Origin of the sequence: Streptococcus cristatus (assembly GCF_003943465.1) — a bacterium.
Lineage (GTDB): Bacteria > Bacillota > Bacilli > Lactobacillales > Streptococcaceae > Streptococcus > Streptococcus cristatus_C.
In genome coordinates, this window is sequence record NZ_RJPR01000001.1 from 157,836 (window position 1) to 175,114 (window position 17,279).

General features: G+C 41.0%; 17 protein-coding genes and 1 pseudogene. 4 read left to right on the forward strand and 14 right to left on the reverse strand.

Going from position 1 to position 17,279, the window contains the following annotated elements; translation table 11 throughout:
• Positions 1-12: 12 nt before the first annotated feature.
• Positions 13-951, reverse strand: coding sequence for a hypothetical protein (locus D8793_RS00815; RefSeq protein WP_125371198.1), 939 nt, complete (start codon positions 949-951; stop codon positions 13-15).
• 145 nt (positions 952-1,096) lie between these two features.
• On the opposite strand from D8793_RS00815, the gene relB reads away from it, so the two are divergent.
• The gene (relB, locus tag D8793_RS00820; RefSeq protein WP_125371199.1) at positions 1,097-1,429 is read left to right on the forward strand and encodes a type II toxin-antitoxin system RelB family anti-toxin; all 333 of its coding nucleotides are present in this window, start codon (positions 1,097-1,099) and stop codon (positions 1,427-1,429) included.
• Between the two features lie 37 nt (positions 1,430-1,466).
• Here the strand turns inward: relB and D8793_RS00825 are convergent, their stop codons facing one another.
• Both D8793_RS00825 and D8793_RS00830 read right to left on the reverse strand, forming a co-directional pair.
• Positions 1,467-2,654, reverse strand: a complete 1,188-nt coding sequence (locus D8793_RS00825; RefSeq protein WP_125383756.1) for a hypothetical protein — start codon at positions 2,652-2,654, stop codon at positions 1,467-1,469.
• Positions 2,647-3,024, reverse strand: coding sequence for a hypothetical protein (locus D8793_RS00830; protein ID WP_083312520.1), 378 nt, complete (start codon positions 3,022-3,024; stop codon positions 2,647-2,649). Before D8793_RS00830 ends, D8793_RS00825 begins: the two co-directional genes overlap by 8 nt.
• A 470-nt stretch (positions 3,025-3,494) precedes the next feature.
• Here D8793_RS00830 and D8793_RS00835 point away from each other — a divergent pair, with 470 nt between their 5' ends.
• The 3 genes from D8793_RS00835 to D8793_RS00845 are packed head-to-tail and all read left to right on the forward strand — an operon-like array spanning position 3,495 to position 5,619.
• Positions 3,495-3,971, forward strand: a complete 477-nt coding sequence (locus D8793_RS00835; protein WP_041826919.1) for a DUF2975 domain-containing protein — start codon at positions 3,495-3,497, stop codon at positions 3,969-3,971.
• A gap of 8 nt (positions 3,972-3,979) precedes the next feature.
• Positions 3,980-4,198: a helix-turn-helix domain-containing protein gene (locus tag D8793_RS00840; protein ID WP_005591644.1), complete on the forward strand. Its 219-nt coding sequence runs from the start codon at positions 3,980-3,982 to the stop codon at positions 4,196-4,198.
• A gap of 2 nt (positions 4,199-4,200) precedes the next feature.
• Entirely contained in the window at positions 4,201-5,619 is a 1,419-nt protein-coding gene (locus tag D8793_RS00845) for a DUF4153 domain-containing protein (RefSeq protein ID WP_125370923.1), read from the forward strand.
• Between the two features lie 410 nt (positions 5,620-6,029).
• Here the strand turns inward: D8793_RS00845 and rpmH are convergent, their stop codons facing one another.
• The 11 genes and pseudogenes from rpmH to gmuD form a co-directional block, all read right to left on the reverse strand.
• The gene (gene rpmH / locus D8793_RS00855; protein WP_000831905.1) at positions 6,030-6,164 is read right to left on the reverse strand and encodes a 50S ribosomal protein L34; all 135 of its coding nucleotides are present in this window, start codon (positions 6,162-6,164) and stop codon (positions 6,030-6,032) included.
• 139 nt (positions 6,165-6,303) lie between these two features.
• Positions 6,304-6,936, reverse strand: a complete 633-nt coding sequence (locus tag D8793_RS00860; protein WP_125370922.1) for a ribonuclease P — start codon at positions 6,934-6,936, stop codon at positions 6,304-6,306.
• Positions 6,937-6,957: 21 nt separating this feature from the next.
• Positions 6,958-7,476 (reverse strand): hypothetical protein, encoded by a 519-nt coding sequence (locus D8793_RS00865; RefSeq protein ID WP_125370921.1) that lies wholly within the window; start codon positions 7,474-7,476, stop codon positions 6,958-6,960.
• Positions 7,477-7,725: 249 nt separating this feature from the next.
• Positions 7,726-8,736 carry an RNA-binding cell elongation regulator Jag/EloR gene (gene jag, locus D8793_RS00870; RefSeq protein ID WP_125370920.1) on the reverse strand — a complete coding sequence of 337 codons (1,011 nt, stop codon included), beginning with the start codon at positions 8,734-8,736 and terminating at the stop codon, positions 7,726-7,728.
• An 18-nt stretch (positions 8,737-8,754) separates the two neighbouring features.
• The gene (locus D8793_RS00875; protein ID WP_125370919.1) at positions 8,755-9,570 is read right to left on the reverse strand and encodes a YidC/Oxa1 family membrane protein insertase; all 816 of its coding nucleotides are present in this window, start codon (positions 9,568-9,570) and stop codon (positions 8,755-8,757) included.
• Positions 9,554-9,913: a ribonuclease P protein component gene (gene rnpA, locus D8793_RS00880; protein ID WP_125370918.1), complete on the reverse strand. Its 360-nt coding sequence runs from the start codon at positions 9,911-9,913 to the stop codon at positions 9,554-9,556. The genes D8793_RS00875 and rnpA overlap by 17 nt, the downstream gene beginning before the upstream one ends.
• Positions 9,914-10,241: 328 nt before the next feature.
• Positions 10,242-10,877 (reverse strand): DUF6287 domain-containing protein, encoded by a 636-nt coding sequence (locus D8793_RS00890; RefSeq protein WP_125370917.1) that lies wholly within the window; start codon positions 10,875-10,877, stop codon positions 10,242-10,244.
• A gap of 249 nt (positions 10,878-11,126) precedes the next feature.
• Entirely contained in the window at positions 11,127-12,584 is a 1,458-nt protein-coding gene (gene gltX, locus D8793_RS00900) for a glutamate--tRNA ligase (RefSeq protein ID WP_125370916.1), read from the reverse strand.
• A 110-nt stretch (positions 12,585-12,694) separates the two neighbouring features.
• Positions 12,695-13,492, reverse strand: a pseudogene (locus D8793_RS00905) (alpha/beta hydrolase); the annotation flags it as partial.
• Positions 13,493-13,635: 143 nt separating this feature from the next.
• Positions 13,636-15,303 carry a ribonuclease J gene (locus D8793_RS00910; RefSeq protein WP_061908859.1) on the reverse strand — a complete coding sequence of 556 codons (1,668 nt, stop codon included), beginning with the start codon at positions 15,301-15,303 and terminating at the stop codon, positions 13,636-13,638.
• Positions 15,304-15,737: 434 nt separating this feature from the next.
• Positions 15,738-17,120, reverse strand: a complete 1,383-nt coding sequence (gmuD, locus tag D8793_RS00915; RefSeq protein ID WP_125370914.1) for a 6-phospho-beta-glucosidase GmuD — start codon at positions 17,118-17,120, stop codon at positions 15,738-15,740.
• Positions 17,121-17,279: the final 159 nt, after the last annotated feature.

Genomic DNA, 17,279 nt, shown 5'->3' on the forward strand with positions numbered 1-17,279 from the left:
CTTTATAATTTATTACCAAAAATGGCGCTCCCATCTTTCGGCTCGTTCATTCTGCTTCCTGAGTTCTTCTGTATTTTTCTCCATTTCCTTCATAGTTTCTGCGTGCTGTCGTTCTCTACGTTCACTTGCACGTCGAGTTTCCTCAGCTGCTTTTCTCTGAGCTATTTCAATACGAATCGTTTGCTCTTCTCTCTCCAATAAATTTAATGCTTCTCCTAACGTCCGAGCTTGTCCATATTCAAACTTTTGTAAAATAAATCTGAGAAAAGCATCATCTTGAAAATATCTATCGGGGATATTAATAGAATTCCGTAAACTATGAAGTTGAGATTTATAGCGTTTTAATCTGTCTTCAGCATTTTGAAGCTTTAAATTAACTTGGTTCAGTTCCTCTTGCACCTTTTGCCTTTCAGCAGGTTTTTGTGCATTATCAAACATATTTTGGGGTATGACCACATCTTCATAATATTTTCGATTACGCTTAACCTGTGCGAAACTATAAACAATCCATAAAACAATTAGTATTAAAATAATGGGTATAGACCATATAGGTATTGGAATTAAAAGTTGAGATGGGTCTGCTATTATACTATCTAAAAATTCTATAGGCTTATAAATCATAGAATGTTCAAATTCAAAATTCTGCCTATCTAAGAGAGCTTCTACAATCAATATTACAAATGCAGAAACAAATAACACAATTGTCAAAATGATAGAAAAAATAAAAAAGACTATGTAGGATGTTAAAGAAAAAAGATTAAAAATTGTAAAGCCTCGTGTCCGTATTGCCCACTCAAAATCTTCAATATTAGTGCTAGCATTTTTTATTTTCTTTAAAGATTTTACTTTCTTTGGGATACCTCTTTTCAATGTATAAATTTCAGTTTCAGTTGAAGGTATCAGACGATTCTTTAAATTTAAATATTGCCTAATTGCGGATTCAATATCCATCTTTATACTCCTATTGTATTGTTTTTTATCCATTTTAACATAAAAATGTATATTTAGCTATACATTTATTGGTTTTTGGATAGCTGGTTGTACTTAATATTCACTTAAAAGGATAGTAAAATAGTACAAAAGAGGAATTAGATGGATGGAAGCCAATCAACTGCAAAAATATATCTCAAATAGAATAAGAGAATGTCGCAAAGAAAAAAATCTGAGTCAAGAGCAACTCTCTACCCAAGCAGGCCTAGGTATTAAAGCGATACAAAATATAGAGAATCTAAAATATGATTTCAAAATACAAACACTCGAAAAGGTACTCACAGCCTTAAATATGAGCGTTGAGGATTTTTTTGATTTTCCTTTTTCGGACAACTCTGTCCCCATAACTACATTAGTTGACAATATATCCGACTTATCAGATACCAAAAAGTCTAAAATCATTTCTTCCTTCAACGAGATTGTTAAAAATATAGATTAAAAGAGGAACTCACTACGAATTCCTCTTTTAATATTCACTAAGCACTTTGCTGAAATTCAACTATTTCATATTTTGTATCAATGATATTTTCATCTTCATCTAAATATGTACGCTTTATCCATTGTCCCTGAATAATACTTGAAATTGATACCGTTCTATTCAATTTTTTAATATCATTGAAAATTGCTTTAGAAAATTTTGCTTTGATACTTCCCGAAATCGTCCTAACTGTTATATGATTTCGTGCATTACTAGCACTTTCTACAGTGCCTTCAAAATTAAATGTTTCTACAATCTCTGTTGAATTGGTAAGTTTATTTGTTAAAGATTGTAAACTATTAATGAAATTATCTGTCTGTTCATTAACAGTAATCTCAGAAAGTTTATTATGATTATTTTCAATGCTTACTGAAATGTCATTAGCTTTTATAAGACTATAATACTCTCCAAGTTCTTTTACAATTTTGGTATCCTCAAATATTAAGTCTTCATAGACTTCATTAACATCTTTGCTATTTAAAGAGTCAATAAAAACAATAAAATCATCAAAGTAAATCTGAGCATCATTTTCAAAGAAACTAACTTCTGGAGACTTAACTAATTCAAAATTTATATTAAACGAACCAGGCGTAAATGGCTTTAAAACCATATTTTCATTTGTAAATATATTACTCTCATTCAAATGTAATTTTAAAGAATCCATAAATGTATTTAATAAATTTATCGTCTTGATAACTATATTGGCTGAAGCCGAGTGAGAGTTATATCTATCTACTAACTTTACAGTTAATTCTTTATTATCAAATAAATCCGAAAAAATAGAAGTATATTCTCGACATAAAGTTTCAAAATCTCTATTAGTGATGAAGTCTTGCTGGAATGTAGAATCATTCTCAGGAAAATAATCCGTCGCTCTAATATTATGCTCAATTTCAAACTTAGAAATATTATTAAAGACATATTGATTATTCTCATTCTTATATAGCACAAAGAAGTCTTCTTGATTATAAAAGTTTTCCAAAAGGCTCCGAGTCGAAATATCAGAAAAAATCAAATTTATATCTTTAATTGATAATGCTTTTACAAAATAAGTTTCAAAATCAAGATAATAAAAGAAATAGTACTTCCCATTAATTTTTTTAGTAATAAAAGAAAGCGGAAAATCATAGTAATCAAATATATAAAGATATTCTATTGATTCAATATCAAAATTAACGTTACTCATTTTCTACACCTCCTTCTTTCTGTAAAAAATTAACTCCTTGATATTCCCATAAATTTAAATGGTCACCAGACAACACTGAAACTCCATGCTCAGATGAAACTGACACTAAAACAGCAATCTTATTTTTTAATCTAGGAAACCGTTTTTGCATTCTGTCAATCGAATCTAAATTAGTAAAAAACGATAATGCTTTCGCTTCACATAATTTTGGAGATGGGAAGGGCAAGCCTAAATCTACATGTGTTTTAAAATCGTTTAATGTCGGAGGATTTGTAGCACATAGTCTGTAAAAATCTCCTTCAATAGGAGCCGCACTAGATGGTGGACAAGATTTCGGATAATCATTGCCGTATTTCAGCTCAGTAGACAATATTAAACCTCCTAAAATTAACTATCTATAGTTTACTTTATATAAATAAACTTTTCAAGTAACCAGTAAAAGTTTTATCAGTATTAGAAATTAATAAAAGAGAAGACTTGCTCCTCTTTTCACTGCTACTTTTGCTTTCCTTTGGTTAGTTTCTTGGTTAATTTGTACTTAGTGATTTCTATAATCTTTTGAAATGAACTTCTCTATCCTTTAGTGTGTGTATCAAAAATTTCCATACTTTACTTCCTTGTATTTCCTGTTCTTCATTATACCAAAAAAGTCAGATAAAGGGGCAAGAGCTTTACTTTCTCTCCATCTACTCCAGCAAGTATTTATCGATCCTCTATTGCCTATCAAGAGCAGTTTTGCTGTTTTTTGATAATTTTTTATTATTTTTCGATATTTTGTTATTGATTATCGATATATTTTGTGATATAGTAAATAAAAATAGAAATTATTTGGAGGAATCCATGTCAAAGACAAGACAAAAAACAGCTGAAGATATAAGCATTGTGCTTACAAAAATCAGCCTCAGCATTTTATTTATTGCTTCCATTGTCCTGATAGCCATTGGACCTTGGGTAGTCAGCCTAGTCATTGAATTTCCCTCTCCTTTCTTTCAGGGAGAAAGTCGCTATTGGATATTGTTGCTTCTAGGCTATGTCTTGGGCTGCCTGGCTCTAACCTGTATCGTACATCTCTATCGGCTCCTCAGCCGCATCGGGAAAAATCAGGTCTTTATCAGACAGAATGTACAGTATATGCGCTATCTGGGCTGGGAAGTCGGAATGGTCGCCCTCATTTCTTTCTTTATGGGCTTGACAGTCTATATGCCCATGCTCCTCGTAGCCGTTTCTTGCTGCATTTTAACCTTGATTATTCGAGTTATCCGCAATGCTTTTGGCAAGGCAATTGAGCTGCAAGAAGAAGTAGACTACACGATTTAGGAGGGACTATGATTCAGATAAATTTAGACCTTGTCATGGCTCAAAAACGGATTAGTGCTGGACGCTTAGCAGAATTGATTGACCTCACCCCTGCAAACTTGTCCATCTTGAAAAATAACCGAGCCAAGGCAATACGCTTTTCAACACTTAATGCCCTTTGTCGGGAATTGGACTGCCAGCCCGGCGATATTCTTGAATATATCACAGATGAAACTGAGGAGGAATAATCATGGAAACACCATTACAAGAACAAAGGACGGGGCAACCCTACCTTCCTTTTGAAAAAGGCGAAGAGCGAAAAAGCATCTTCTCAGCTTTAAACATAAAGGAACTGAAGAATTTTAGAATCAGCTCTCTCATTCTCTATTTTTTAGCCTATTTTTATACCGTTGCCATTGAAGGTAACAAAACCATTTACTTTTTTCCTATTGCGATTGGTTTGATTAGCTTGACCGAGTGGTTAGTAAGAAAAACGCCGAAAAGCTTGCCTCAAATTGAAAAAGATGCCTCTGCTGGACTCGAGTCCAATCTTTTCCTGATTCTCAGCCTGACTCAGGCACTGGCTCTCAGTATCTGGGGCTTTCACCCGCAATTAGAGATGTTTCAAGCTTTGACTCTCCACATCTCCTTTTCTTTTTATATCCTATCACGGACGGGTTGGCTCAATCAAGGTCACTTGGGGATCATGGTTTGGTACGATAGCATTCAGGCCTTTGTGATTCTACCTTTTAGAAACTTTTTCGCCGGTCTTCAGGTCTTTGCTCTGAGAGACAAGATTTCAGATACAAGTACTGAAGACAGCGATTCTTCTAAAAAAGCAGTCCAAAGTACGATGATCGCAAGTAGCCTTCTGATTGCTGGTATGCTGGTCTTCTTCGTTTGGTCACAACTCAGCCAAGTCTCTGATCGATTCGCTCTTTTCTTTAGTGATACAGCTGATGCCTTGCATCTTTTCTTTGACTTGATCTTTTCAAATCTTGATACAGACGCCATCGCTCTTCGCCTCTTCTTGGCCCTACCTATTGGCCTCTATCTCTACAGTCTGATTGTTGGCAGCTTACTGAATCAAAAAGATATCAAAGTTACCTATCAAAGCTTCCAAAATAAAATTCAGCCACTGCGAATGTTTCCTGCTTTTACAGCCTATATCATCATCGGCAGCCTCTGCCTGACCTACGCTCTCTTTTTCCTCGTTGGTTTAGGAGAGTTAAGTGAACTCCTTAGTGCTGGTACTAGCCTCCAAACTATTTCTCCACAAAACGCCTCAACCGTTGCTGTTGCTGGTTTCTGGCAGCTTGTTCGTGTATCACTTCTAAATTTCGCTGTGCTAGCCGCCTTTTATTTGCTGGCCCAAAAACCTCTCTGGGACCAGAAAGGTACTCGTCTAGCCAGCACTGTCCTCTTTATTTTCGCATTTTTACTGGCCTTGCTTGCTGGCTGGAAACTCTTTGGCATCTATATCTATCTTTATGGCCCAACACCATTGCGCCTGATCTCCGCTTGGTTTATCCTCGTTCTACTGGTCTGGTGTATTCTGACCCTGATTCGTTTCTACAAGCCCATCCAAGCGATCCGAATCGGTATCTTCTACGCCCTTATTAGTTTCACGCTACTTTGCTATCTCTATCCTCTGCTCTTAGCCGCTTGATAGAGAGCGTACTTACATGCCAATATAATCATCAAAAAGAGGCTGGGACAAAAGTCCTAGCCTCTCAATTGTCTTTGGATTGTCGAGCAAGACGCAGTGGTTGAGTGGGCTGTAAAAGCTGATTTCATCAGCTTTTACAGCCCTACTCAACTGTGCGGAGGTGGGACGACGAAATCGAATTCTAACCAATTACCGATTTCTGTCCCACTCTCTTTTCTTTTATTCAAACTAGATAAGATACATCTAGAAACCACCTAGACTAGCCCGTTTACCTTCCATTTCATGTAAAGTTCCTATTCTGCACGGACTCTACTAGTCACCCTTAAACCATAGAAATCTATTTTATCAAGAACAATAGAAAAACCAGCGGTCTCGAGTCTCCACTGGTTTCTTTATGGTAATCGTTTGGATTATGCAGCCAAAACTTTGCGTCCTTTACGACGACGAGCTGCCAATACGCGACGACCGTTTTTAGTTGACATACGGTTACGGAATCCGTGTTTGCGCGCACGACGAAGTTTACTTGGTTGATAAGTACGTTTCACGATGAATACCTCCTCATAGATTTTGTATTCGTTTAGCCGGCTATAAAGTGATCAGTTACTAAACATACTTTACTATTCTATCGGATTCTCTCCTGTTTGTCAATAGCATTGAAAGAATTGTTTCTTTTTGGAAGCGAAATCATTCAAATCGTGTCGCTTCATAGAAGGGAATCAAGGCTGTCATAGCCTGCTCAAGCTCCGACAGAACTTGTTGCTTGCTCGTAGCCTCGGAAAGATTGACATCATATTTGACCAAAACCTTGCGGACTAGCCCTGCAGCCACCTGCTGACTTAGATGTTGCCTATTTTCCTCCGTAGCGTCGAAGCGTTGACTCACACCACCTATCTGGGCGAAATAGTAAGCTGGCGGCTGGATGGGTAGTTTCAACACTCGATTTTGCTTGCTAAGGCTATGCTCATCTTTCTTGCGCTCCATGAAGCTCACCTCTAGCGAGACCCCAAAATCTTCTGCAGTTCCATACAAGCGCAGAGCGAACATGGGCTCTGTGATGTCCCCATAGCCTTTTAGGTAATTCCAAAAATGTGGGCGTAAAATCTGAGCTTGATTCAGCCAATTGCTGGTCCGCTCCAGACTCAGCTTAGGATAGAGAGCCTGAAAGTCTCGGACTAAATTCGCAAACTCCTGCCGAGCAGCCTGACCTCTAGCTTTCAAATCCAACATTGTCTCTCGCAGATCCCCTGCCTTGTCTGGTGAAATGTATTTACTTCCTTGAACAGTCAAAAATGACTCAATAGCTGGAAAAAGTGACATGGAATTTTCTCCTTTCTTCTATTAGTGGTCTAGCGAGTAGGAGGAAATATCCTTCCAAGTTAAAGTTGCTAGGTCTAAGGGAGTTTTTGAACTCAGACCAAAAACAGAATCTGCGCTGCGTTCATCATTCGACTCTACCCCAAGGATATGAAATTCTCCTTCTTTTTCTATATCAAAGCCTGTATTATCACTTCTTAATCTATAAATATAACCTTCAGCTTCTGGGCGCAATGCATGCCAACGGGCGTAAAATACTGTTCCATCTGTGTATATAGTAACACCTTCTCTACTTCCACCTACCAAAGCAACCTTCGATTGCGCTAAATAAGTCGAAACTCCCTGATTCAAGTAATAAATAGCCGCCAAATAATAATCTCCATTCGTAGACATATGCCCTGTCAACAATTCCAGTGTCCCATTATGATCAATATCATAAAATGCATATAATTTAGCATGTCCCTCAGACTGATCAGCCTGTAATTTCTCAAGGGTTGAAGAATATGAAAGCTCATCTTTCCTCAGCTTGTCTGCCGTCTCCATCGACGAGTTTGTCTCTTGATTAGAAGAGCTTGATGCGTTTTCTTTACTTTTCGAAGTCTTTCCCCCCTTGTCCGATGCCTCTATCCTCTCTGTAGTTGATGAAGAAACATCCGACTGATTGTTAATTATCCCTTTGGCTACAGCCTACCAGCATAAAGCAAGTAAGTAGCATAAGAATAGCTTGTTTTTTCATAAGTATCCCCTATCATTTATATAGTATAAAAAACCAGCTGAGCAGCTGGTTAAGATTTATTCCGAATCAATATCTACAACAACGTAGCGGTTAGGCTCATCGCCTTCTGAATAGCTTGTCACACCATCAATTCTTGAGATAATCCGGTGGATGATTTTACGCTCACTATTGGACATAGGATCCGTATGCTGGCTGCGACGGTCTTCTAGAGCACGCTGAGCCAATTTTTGCGCATAGCTTTGCAAAACCTCAGCACGATGCTCCACATAGTCATTTACATTGATAGAAATGTAAAAACTCTTGGAATATTGATTGTAAAGATAATTCTGAGCCAACAGCTGCAAGGCTTTCAAGACTTTACCGTGGTAACCAATCACGCGCCCTGGCTCATTCGTATCGATTTGCATATTGATTGTCCGGCGATTGTGGCTACTAGAAAGAGTCGCTTCAACATCCATTTCATCCACAATCTTTTGCACATATGTGGTCACACTTGCGACAACTTCTTCAATATCACAATCATCCTCAACCTGGATACCCAAGTCAAAGAAGGACGACTCAGCTGTCTCTTGCTGACTAGGTGCAACTTCTGCTAAAGAGCTATCTTCCTCTGAGTCTTTCAAAGTTTGTACTTCATCAACCGCTTGACTGGTCTTTAAGAAATCAATTGCACCTGTTTCTTCCAGAATGGTACTGGCGTCTTTATCGTTTTTAAGAATTTCAGCCTTGACTTTTTCTGAAACAGCTTCACCTTCGTCTTCGGCCTTCTTGATAGCTGTCACCACTCGCCCTAAGTCGACTGTTGCTTCACTGACACTTTGTACTGGCTCGTTTTGTGCATTGATTTCCTCAGGAACTCCTTTTACCGCCTGTTGGTTGGCCTTGGCCACAGTCGTTTCAGCAATCGGCTCCACATCTACCTGCGCAGGCTTTTTGCCAAATAAACCGAGAAAACCTTTCTTTTCACGCGAAACAACAGTAATATGTGCTCTCATTCGTGGGATATCCAGCGTTTTTAGTCCATTTTGAATCGCTTCTTCAACACTTGCTCCTGTAAAAATAACCATCTGCAAGGGTCCTCCTTTTTACTTTTTCTTTTTCTGTGCTTTTTGAAGGGCACGTTTTTTCTTCATTTCCAATTGGCGCTCCGCCTTTGCCTTCGCTTCACGTTCAGCAATAATCTTAAAAGGATTGCTCAAAAGCAGGGTCTGACCGACTTGATAGGCGTTAGAAACTGTCCAGTAAAGAGCGACCCCGCTGGCTGCATACACCGCAAAGAAGAAAATCAATACCGGCATCAGGTAGGTCATCACTGCCGTCCCACCATTTTTCTCTGGCAAGGCTTTATTGGATAGCCAAGTGCTAAAGAAAGTAAAGAGAGCAGCGAGAATAGGTAAGATAAAGGTCGGATCTGTTGTTCCTAGATTAAGCCAGAGAAAGTGACCTGTCTTTAGAAATTCAACTCGTGTCAGGGCTTGGAAAAGTGCCACAAGCACTGGCATTTGGATAAAGAGCGGAAGGAATGCAGCATAGGGATTGACTCCCATTTCTTTATAAAGCTTGCTGGTTTCCTCTGCTAAAGCAGTCTTACTATCCATATCCTTGCCCGGATATTTTTCCTGAAGCTTTTTGATATGAGGTTGAACTTCCTGCATCTTTCTGGATGAGGTCGTCTGAAATTGAAAGACTGGCAACAAGACTGTCCGAATAATCAACGTGAAGAGAATGATCCCGATCCCTGTACTTCCATTAAAGGACAAGAATTGAATCATCTCCGCAAAGAAATAAACTAATTTCTCCCAAAAATCACTTGAATTAGCGGTCACTTCGCTAGTGCCACAAGCTGTCAGAATGAGCAGCGAAGCCACTAAAAGAAATCCTATCTTACTCTTCTTTTTCACAAACAAATCCTTCCTGATAAATTTTTGCAACTTTTAAGACATGCAATAAATTTTGTTCCACTTGATGGTAGTCTAGAGTTTCAACTCCCTTGCGAGCAATAACAACAAAGTCATCCTTGGTCAAATCTGCCCGATGCTGAATCAAGACATGACGAATCTTTCTTTTGATACTATTACGGACAACTGCATTGCCCAGCTTTTTACTGACTGAAATCCCCACTCGAAAATGGCGCTGTTCTTTTTCTAATTTATAAACGACAAACTTTCGATTGGCAAAATTCTGCCCATCTTTAAAAATCGCCTTGAAATCTTTTTCGCTCTTGACGCGATAGTTTTTTCTCAAAACTCAACTCCATCCACCAAAATTAACTCTATTATACCATATTTTCCCAAAAAGCCAATAAGGGCTAGGTGCGAGACGAGCCCTCTTTTTGAATAGTTTTAGCGAATGAAAGAAGCTGTTCGGAAAGAAGAGATCGGCAGTACAGCTCCAAAAAAGAGTCTGGGACAAAAGTCCTAGCCTCTCAATTGTATTTGGATTGTCGAGCAAGACGCAGTGGTTGAGTGGACTCTATTACGCTGACTGCATCAGCTTTTATATCCCTACTCAACTGTGCGGAGGTGGGACGACAAAACCGAATTCTAACGAATTACCGATTTCTGTCCCACTCTCATTTTACACGGTAAAAAACGTCTGGGTGCTCTGAGATGCCTTGGGCAATGATGAAGCGATCTCGACTGCTATCAGTCGGATCCTGTCCGCTAACAGTCTCTCCTGCTGGCAGCTTTTTCCCTGCTGGAATAATAGACAAGGCAGCACCTGTAAGATTATTCCAACGAATATTTGTACGATAAATTCCATTTTCATCCAGACCAGCGTAAACCAGCTCCAACTTGGCAACATCTGATACAAGTCCCTTGGCATCAAATGTATAAGTGACGCTATTGGCATCCTGCCAAGTACCAGCCATGCTAGAAAAGTCCCCAGAAGCAATGGCCTGCATATCTAAACTAGAGGTAGCGGCAGGCTCTTTTTCCCCCTTGCTTTCTGACTTAGCAGAAGACTCCTTAGTTGCTGGCTCCGAAGACTCCTGACTGCTAGAGATAGAAGTGTCCGAACTACTTGTTTCGGTAGAAAGCTCTGTCGAACTTTTGCGTGTCTCAGACTTTTTGGAAGGAGCCGAGCTGGTTGAGCTGACCTGAGAACTGCTAGAAGGCGAAGTCGGCTGGTCTTTCTTTTGACCGCAGGCCACTAACACAGACGATACCACCAGAGTTCCAGCCAAGAGAATCATCCATTTTTTCATCTTTAGCACCTCGCAATATTTCCTGTTCTTGTAACATTATTGTAACATAAATACAGCTTTTTAGAAAGCAAAAGGCTGGGACAAAAGTCCTAGCCTCTCAATTGTCTTTGGATTGTCGAGCAAGACGCAGTGGTTGAGTGGGCTCTACTACGCTGATTTCATCAGCTTTTTCAGCCCTACTCAACTGTGCGGAGGTGGGACGACGAAATCGAATTCTAACGAATTACCGATTTCTGTCCCACTCTCATCTTATTGAATTTTTTTCAACATATTGTCGATATGCTGGATAGATTTTTCGCGGCCTAATAGATAAATGGTATCTGGCAACTCTGGACCGTGCATTTCACCTGAAACAGCGATACGGATTGGCATGAAGAGGTTCTTGCCCTTGATACCTGTTTCTTTTTGGACTGCTTTGATTTGTGGGAAGATGTTTTCTGTCACAAATTCTTCATCTGTCATTGCTTCCAGTTTTGCTTTGAAAGCTTCCAAAACGACTGGAACTGTTTCGCCGGCCATCACTTCTTTCTCTGCTTCCGTCAATTCTGGGAAGTCTGAGAAGAAAAGGTCTGTCAATGGCACAATCTCATCTACTGACTTCATTTGTGGCTTGTAGAGTTCTACCATTTTTTCAGCCTTGTCGGTCAAGCGTCCTGCTTCTTCCAAGAATGGTTTTGCCATTTCAAAGATTGTCTCAAAATCCGCATTCTTGATGTACTCATTGCTCATCCAGTCCATCTTTTTCTGGTCAAAGGCAGCTGGAGACTTGCTGAGGCGGTTCTCATCGAAGAGTCTGATGAGTTCTTCACGAGAGAAGATTTCGTCTTCCCCACCAGGATTCCAACCAAGAAGTGCGATAAAGTTAAAGACTGCTTCTGGTAGGTAGCCCTTTTTGCGGTAGTCTTCGATAAACTGGAGAGTGTTGGTATCGCGTTTAGACAACTTTTTACCAGTTTCAGAATTGATAATCAGGGTCATGTGGCCAAACTCTGGTGCTTCCCAACCAAGCGCCTCATAAACCATGAGCTGTTTTGGAGTATTGGCAATATGGTCGTCACCACGGATAACGTGAGAGATTTGCATATCGTGGTCATCGATGACAACGGCAAAGTTGTAAGTTGGGTAACCGTCTTTCTTTTGGATCACCCAGTCACCACCAATATTGCCACCTTCAAACTCAATGTCGCCCTTGACCATGTCTGTCCACTTGTAGATACCAGCTTCATTGACAGCCAGACGAACCGTTGGAATGATACCTGCTGCTTCACGTTCTGCGATGTAAGCAGCTTTTTCCTCTTCACTCATGCCAAGATATTCATTGATGTAGCGAGGTGTTTCGCCAGCTGCTTCTTGGCGCTCGCGCTCAGCAGCCAATTCTTCTTCTGTAACGTAAGATTTGTAGGCCTTGCCTTCAGCTAGCAATTGGTCGATGTATTTCTGATACAATTCCAAACGCTCTGACTGGCGATAGTTCTCATGAGTTTCTGGACTTTCATCCCAGTCCATGCCCAACCAACGAAGGTTTTCAAGCTGTGAACGCTCACCATCTTCGACATGGCGCTTGCGGTCAGTATCTTCGATACGGATGATAAAAGTTCCACCATGATGACGAGCATAGAGATAGTTAAAGAGCGCCGTCCGCGCATTTCCGATGTGTAAAAGCCCAGTTGGACTTGGTGCATAACGCACTCGAATATCTTTTGTCAATTTTCGATCTCCTATTTGGGAATAGCAGGGATATCTCACCCTGCTTTCGTATTCAAACGTTATTATTATATCACATTCTCGATCCAGAATCTGCTGAATCGTATGATTTTTTAAGACAGTCTTTCTTCGAGAACAAAATCAATCGGCAGCCAAGCTAAGACCCGCTCCAATTGCTTTTCCCAGTAGTACCATTCGTGCTTACCAGGACTGTGACTATAGCTAATATCCAGACCTAGCTTTTTCAAATTCTCCACGGCATGGTTATTGGCCGCATAGAGGAAATCCTCCTCGCCACACCATGCCCAAAGCTTAGTCTTTTTATCAGATTGCTTGGCTATGTTCTCCAGCGAATGAGGGCTGCTGGTCCAGTCTTTATAGTCTCCAAAAATCCCTCGCCAGTAGGCTGGTGTTGCTATTTCAACATCATCTGGATGACTATCAAGAAAGCTCAAAGCCCCTGAAAGACTAGCCGCGTATGAAAAGCGGTTAGACTTAAGAGCCAGCTTAAAGGCTCCGTATCCGCCCATGGAAAGACCAGCGATAAAATTCTTCTCCCGCTTGTCAGACATATTGGGGAAAAAGCGCTTGAGTACCCGTGGCAGCTCTTCAGCGATAGCCTCGTAATAGTTAAATCCGTATTGAGTATCGGTGTACCAGCCATTGCTGGTATTCGGCATGACAACAATCAAGTTAGTCGAGCGAACGAGGCGCTCAATATTTGAGCGTTTGAGCCAACTATTGTGATTACCGTTCATACCATGAAGCAGATACAACACAGGAATATCCGTATCATCTGGTTCGTCCACGCGCGACGCATCTGGATAAAGGACATTGACTCCCCACTCCATCTCCAAGGCTTCTGAATAGTATTCTATCTGCATCACTGCCATCTTTTTTTCTCCTCTTGTAAAAACTACTGTTCTTGGCTAGGCGTCACCGCTAGCCACACTCTGAAAGCAAAGCCTGTTCTGCGACTGCCAAAAGATAAGAAAAAGCCGATATTCGACTTTCTCTCTACAAAACACTGGGAAAGTTACTCCCTCGAGTGACTCTAGCGAACTTCCATGACAACTGGAAGAATAGCCGGCCGTCGTTTGGTTTGCTCGAAGAGGAACTTGGCCAAACTATCACGGACGGTTCCCTTGAGCTCGCCCCAGTCAAAGTTATCCTGAGCCAGATAGTCTTCCACTGTCTTATTGATCAGGTCAGTGCTCTCCCTCAGGATGTCACGACTCTTCTTGACATAGACAAATCCTCGAGTATGAACCTTGGCTTTGGAAATGATTTTCTTCTCCTTACGATTGACCGTGAGAGCCACGATGAAGATACCGTCTTCAGAGAGAACCTTACGATCACGCAAGACGATATTGCCCACATCACCGATGGCATTTCCATCAATCATGACATCGCCTGCTGACACTGCTCCAGCTGGCACAAAGTCGCCATTTTCGTAGGACATGACGCTACCACGCTTCGGTATCAAGATATTCTCTGGTAAAATCCCGACTTCCATGGCTGCCTTAGCATGGGCATCCAGCCCACGGTATTCTCCCTGAATCGGGAAGAGGTACTTGGGTTGCAATAAATTAAGCATGAGCTGCAAGTCACGCGCATTGGCATGGCCAGATACACGCAAGTTTTGGGTAATCAGCTTGACCACGCCACCAGCTTGGTAAATCATGTTTTCCACACGCGCCACAACTGCTTCCTTGGCAATAGATGGCGTTGTAACGATGTAAACCAAGTCTCCGTCTTTGATTTCTACATAACGGTGACGACCGATGGACATCTTGCGCAGACCGTTAATGGGCTCACCCATCCGACCCGTCTCCAAGATAATCAGCTCATGGTCTTCAAACTTAGACATTTCCTTAGGCTTGATCAAAAGGCGCTCATCCGCCAAGGATAATTTCTTGAGGCGGATAGCCGTACGGACGATATTTTCAATATCAAAGCCTGTCAAAACAACACGACGACCTGTTTCTGCCGCAGCTTCAAAGACCTGCTGGATCCGAGACAGGTTGCTGGCAACCGCTGCCACGATGACACGCCCATCCCAATCCGAAATCGTGTCCGTAATCTCACGGCCAACCTCGCTCTCACTAGCCACTTGCACGGTGCTGTCAGCGTTGGCTGAATCACTCAGCAAAGCTAAAACGCCCTCACGGCCGATCTCAGCCAAACGGCCGAAATCTGTCGCATAAGATTCGCTGGCAGATTGGTCAAACTTGAAATCTCCTGTATAAACAATATTGCCTTCACGCGTCTTAACAACAATTCCCAAGCTCTCTGGAATCGAGTGGGTCGTCCGGAAGAAAGAGACAACCGTTTCGCCAAATTCAATTTCTGTATTTTCATCGATAACATGAAAATCATTGAATTTCTTAACAGCGTCATTGTTTTTAACAAAAAGTTTAGCTAGCTCAATCGTCAATTCCGAACCAAAGACTGGTACCTTAGCTTCTGCCAAAAGATAGGGCAGTGCACCGATGGCATCCGCATGACCGTGAGTCAGAAAGACACCCGCAATTCGGTCTTTATTTTCAAACAAATAATCCATGTTGGGAATGACTACATCTACTCCCAACTGCTCATTTTCTGGGTACTTGAGCCCAGCATCCAATACAAAAATGGAATCATCCACTTCAGCGACGTAGAGATTTTTCCCATTCTCACGAACGCCACCCAAAGTAATCAGCTTAATCGTGCTTTTACTCATTTTTACTCCTATCGATTTTAGAATCTCCTTTATCAAAGATTCCTTTATTTTATTACTAACGGTCCTTGGCAAGCCAAGTCGAATTACAGTTTTGCAAACAAAGTTTGCACATCTTAGTCATTATAGCATTTTTTCACGCTTTTTTCAAAACAAAGGAAACTCATAGAGCAAACTAGAAATCTCAGAATAGGTATTTGATACAGCAAGTCTCTGGTCACTTCTTCCTTCCTGATTCAAAATGCGAAGAAAGCCCCTCCCAGTTTCATTTTAGAAGACAGCTTTTAGAAACTAGATCTACTCACAAAATAATAGAACCTAGCCTGAGACTAGATTCTACTATTCGAGCGGGATTCCCTATACCGATTTCCAAAAATAAATTAGAAGATTCGTTAGAGAACTGCCCTATCTTATATAGGCTCAATTGATAAAGAGACTTACTCAAAGCCATTGTTTTGACTCAACTCTTTGAACCAGTGCCCTGATTTTTTAATAGTCCGTTCTTGGGTTTCTAGATTGAGCTCAATCAAGCCATAGCGGTTCTTATAGCTATTGAGCCAAGACCAACAATCGATAAAGGTCCACATGAGGTAACCTGTACAGTTGGCCCCGTCCTGGATGGCACGATGAAGCTGGCGCAGATGGCCTTTAACAAAGTCAATCCGATAATCGTCTTGAATCATGCCATTTTCACGGAATTTCTCTTCACCCTCGACGCCCATGCCATTTTCCGTCAGCATCCACTCAATATTGCCATAATTTTCCTTGATGTTCTGTGCAATATCGTAAATTCCTTGCTCATAAATTTCCCAGCCACGGTGAGGATTAATCTTGCGGCCAAGCATGACATAAGGCTCATAGAAATGATCTGGCAGAAGCGGCGACTCTGGATGTTTCAAATACTTGGGCGCTGCAACCCGCAGAGGCTGATAATAATTGACACCCAAAAAGTCGACCGTATTTTCCCGAATCGCTTGCAACTGCTCCTCAGTCGTAGCTGGTAAAAGATCGTGCTCACGCAAAAGATCGACCAGCTCTGCTGGATAATGCCCCAAAACAGATGGATCCAAGAAAGACTTGGCTTGGAATAGCTCAGCAATGCGAGCCGCCTTCAAGTCCGCCGGATGCTGGCTGCGCGGATATGCAGGTGTCAGATTTAGGATAATGCCGATTTTGTAGTCTGCTCCAACCTCATGACAGGCTTTCACTGCTAAAGAACTAGCTAGCTGGGTATGATAAGCTACCTTAACCGCAGCCCGAGCATCCACTTTATTAGGATAATGTCCATCGTAGAAATAGCCAAACTCAACTGGTACGATAGGCTCGTTAAAAGTCACCCACTGATCCACCAAGTCACCGTAGCTTTCAAAGCAGAAACGAGCATAGTCTACATAAGCATCGACTGTATCTAAACTTTCCCAGCCTTCTTGCGCTTCCTGCAAGGCAAAGGGCAGATCAAAATGATAAAGATTGACAATCAAGCGAATGCCCTTGGCCTTGATTCTTTCAAAAACCTTGCGGTAGAAGTCAACACCAACCTGATTAACCGGACCACGACCATCTGGAAAAATCCGTGACCATTGGATAGACGTCCGAAAGGCTGTGTGGCCTGTTTCGACTAAAAGGTCGATATCTTGCTCCCAATTTTCATAAAAAGTAGATGCCTTGTCAGGACCAATTTCGTTATAGAAACGATGGGGTTCTTGGCTAAACCAGTAGTCCCAAAGGTTGTCTCCCTTTCCATCTCCTGAAATCCGACCTTCTGTTTGCGGACCCGATGTAGAAGATCCCCAGACGAAACCTTTTTGAAATTGAATCATATTTTATTTACCTCTCGATTTATCTTTACACTTCATTATATAAAGACCTTCTGCAAAAAGAAAGCAACAGTCTATTCAAATTTCTCTACTGATTAAAGGCATTTTTGATTGTGAAGACTAAAAGCTCATTCAAAAAACGCAGACAAATTGTCTACGTTT

Coding starts and splice junctions, on each gene's coding strand:
- D8793_RS00835 (WP_041826919.1), top strand. CDS start 3,495: ATGTCAAAGACAAGACAAAAAACAGCTGAAGATATAAGCATTGTGCTT.
- D8793_RS00865 (WP_125370921.1), bottom strand. CDS start 7,476: ATGGAGACGGCAGACAAGCTGAGGAAAGATGAGCTTTCATATTCTTCA.
- D8793_RS00815 (WP_125371198.1), bottom strand. CDS start 951: ATGGATATTGAATCCGCAATTAGGCAATATTTAAATTTAAAGAATCGT.
- D8793_RS00860 (WP_125370922.1), bottom strand. CDS start 6,936: ATGTCACTTTTTCCAGCTATTGAGTCATTTTTGACTGTTCAAGGAAGT.
- gmuD (WP_125370914.1), bottom strand. CDS start 17,120: ATGATTCAATTTCAAAAAGGTTTCGTCTGGGGATCTTCTACATCGGGT.
- D8793_RS00845 (WP_125370923.1), top strand. CDS start 4,201: ATGGAAACACCATTACAAGAACAAAGGACGGGGCAACCCTACCTTCCT.
- jag (WP_125370920.1), bottom strand. CDS start 8,736: ATGGTTATTTTTACAGGAGCAAGTGTTGAAGAAGCGATTCAAAATGGA.
- D8793_RS00840 (WP_005591644.1), top strand. CDS start 3,980: ATGATTCAGATAAATTTAGACCTTGTCATGGCTCAAAAACGGATTAGT.
- D8793_RS00890 (WP_125370917.1), bottom strand. CDS start 10,877: ATGAAAAAATGGATGATTCTCTTGGCTGGAACTCTGGTGGTATCGTCT.
- D8793_RS00825 (WP_125383756.1), bottom strand. CDS start 2,654: ATGAGTAACGTTAATTTTGATATTGAATCAATAGAATATCTTTATATA.
- D8793_RS00910 (WP_061908859.1), bottom strand. CDS start 15,303: ATGAGTAAAAGCACGATTAAGCTGATTACTTTGGGTGGCGTTCGTGAG.
- relB (WP_125371199.1), top strand. CDS start 1,097: ATGGAAGCCAATCAACTGCAAAAATATATCTCAAATAGAATAAGAGAA.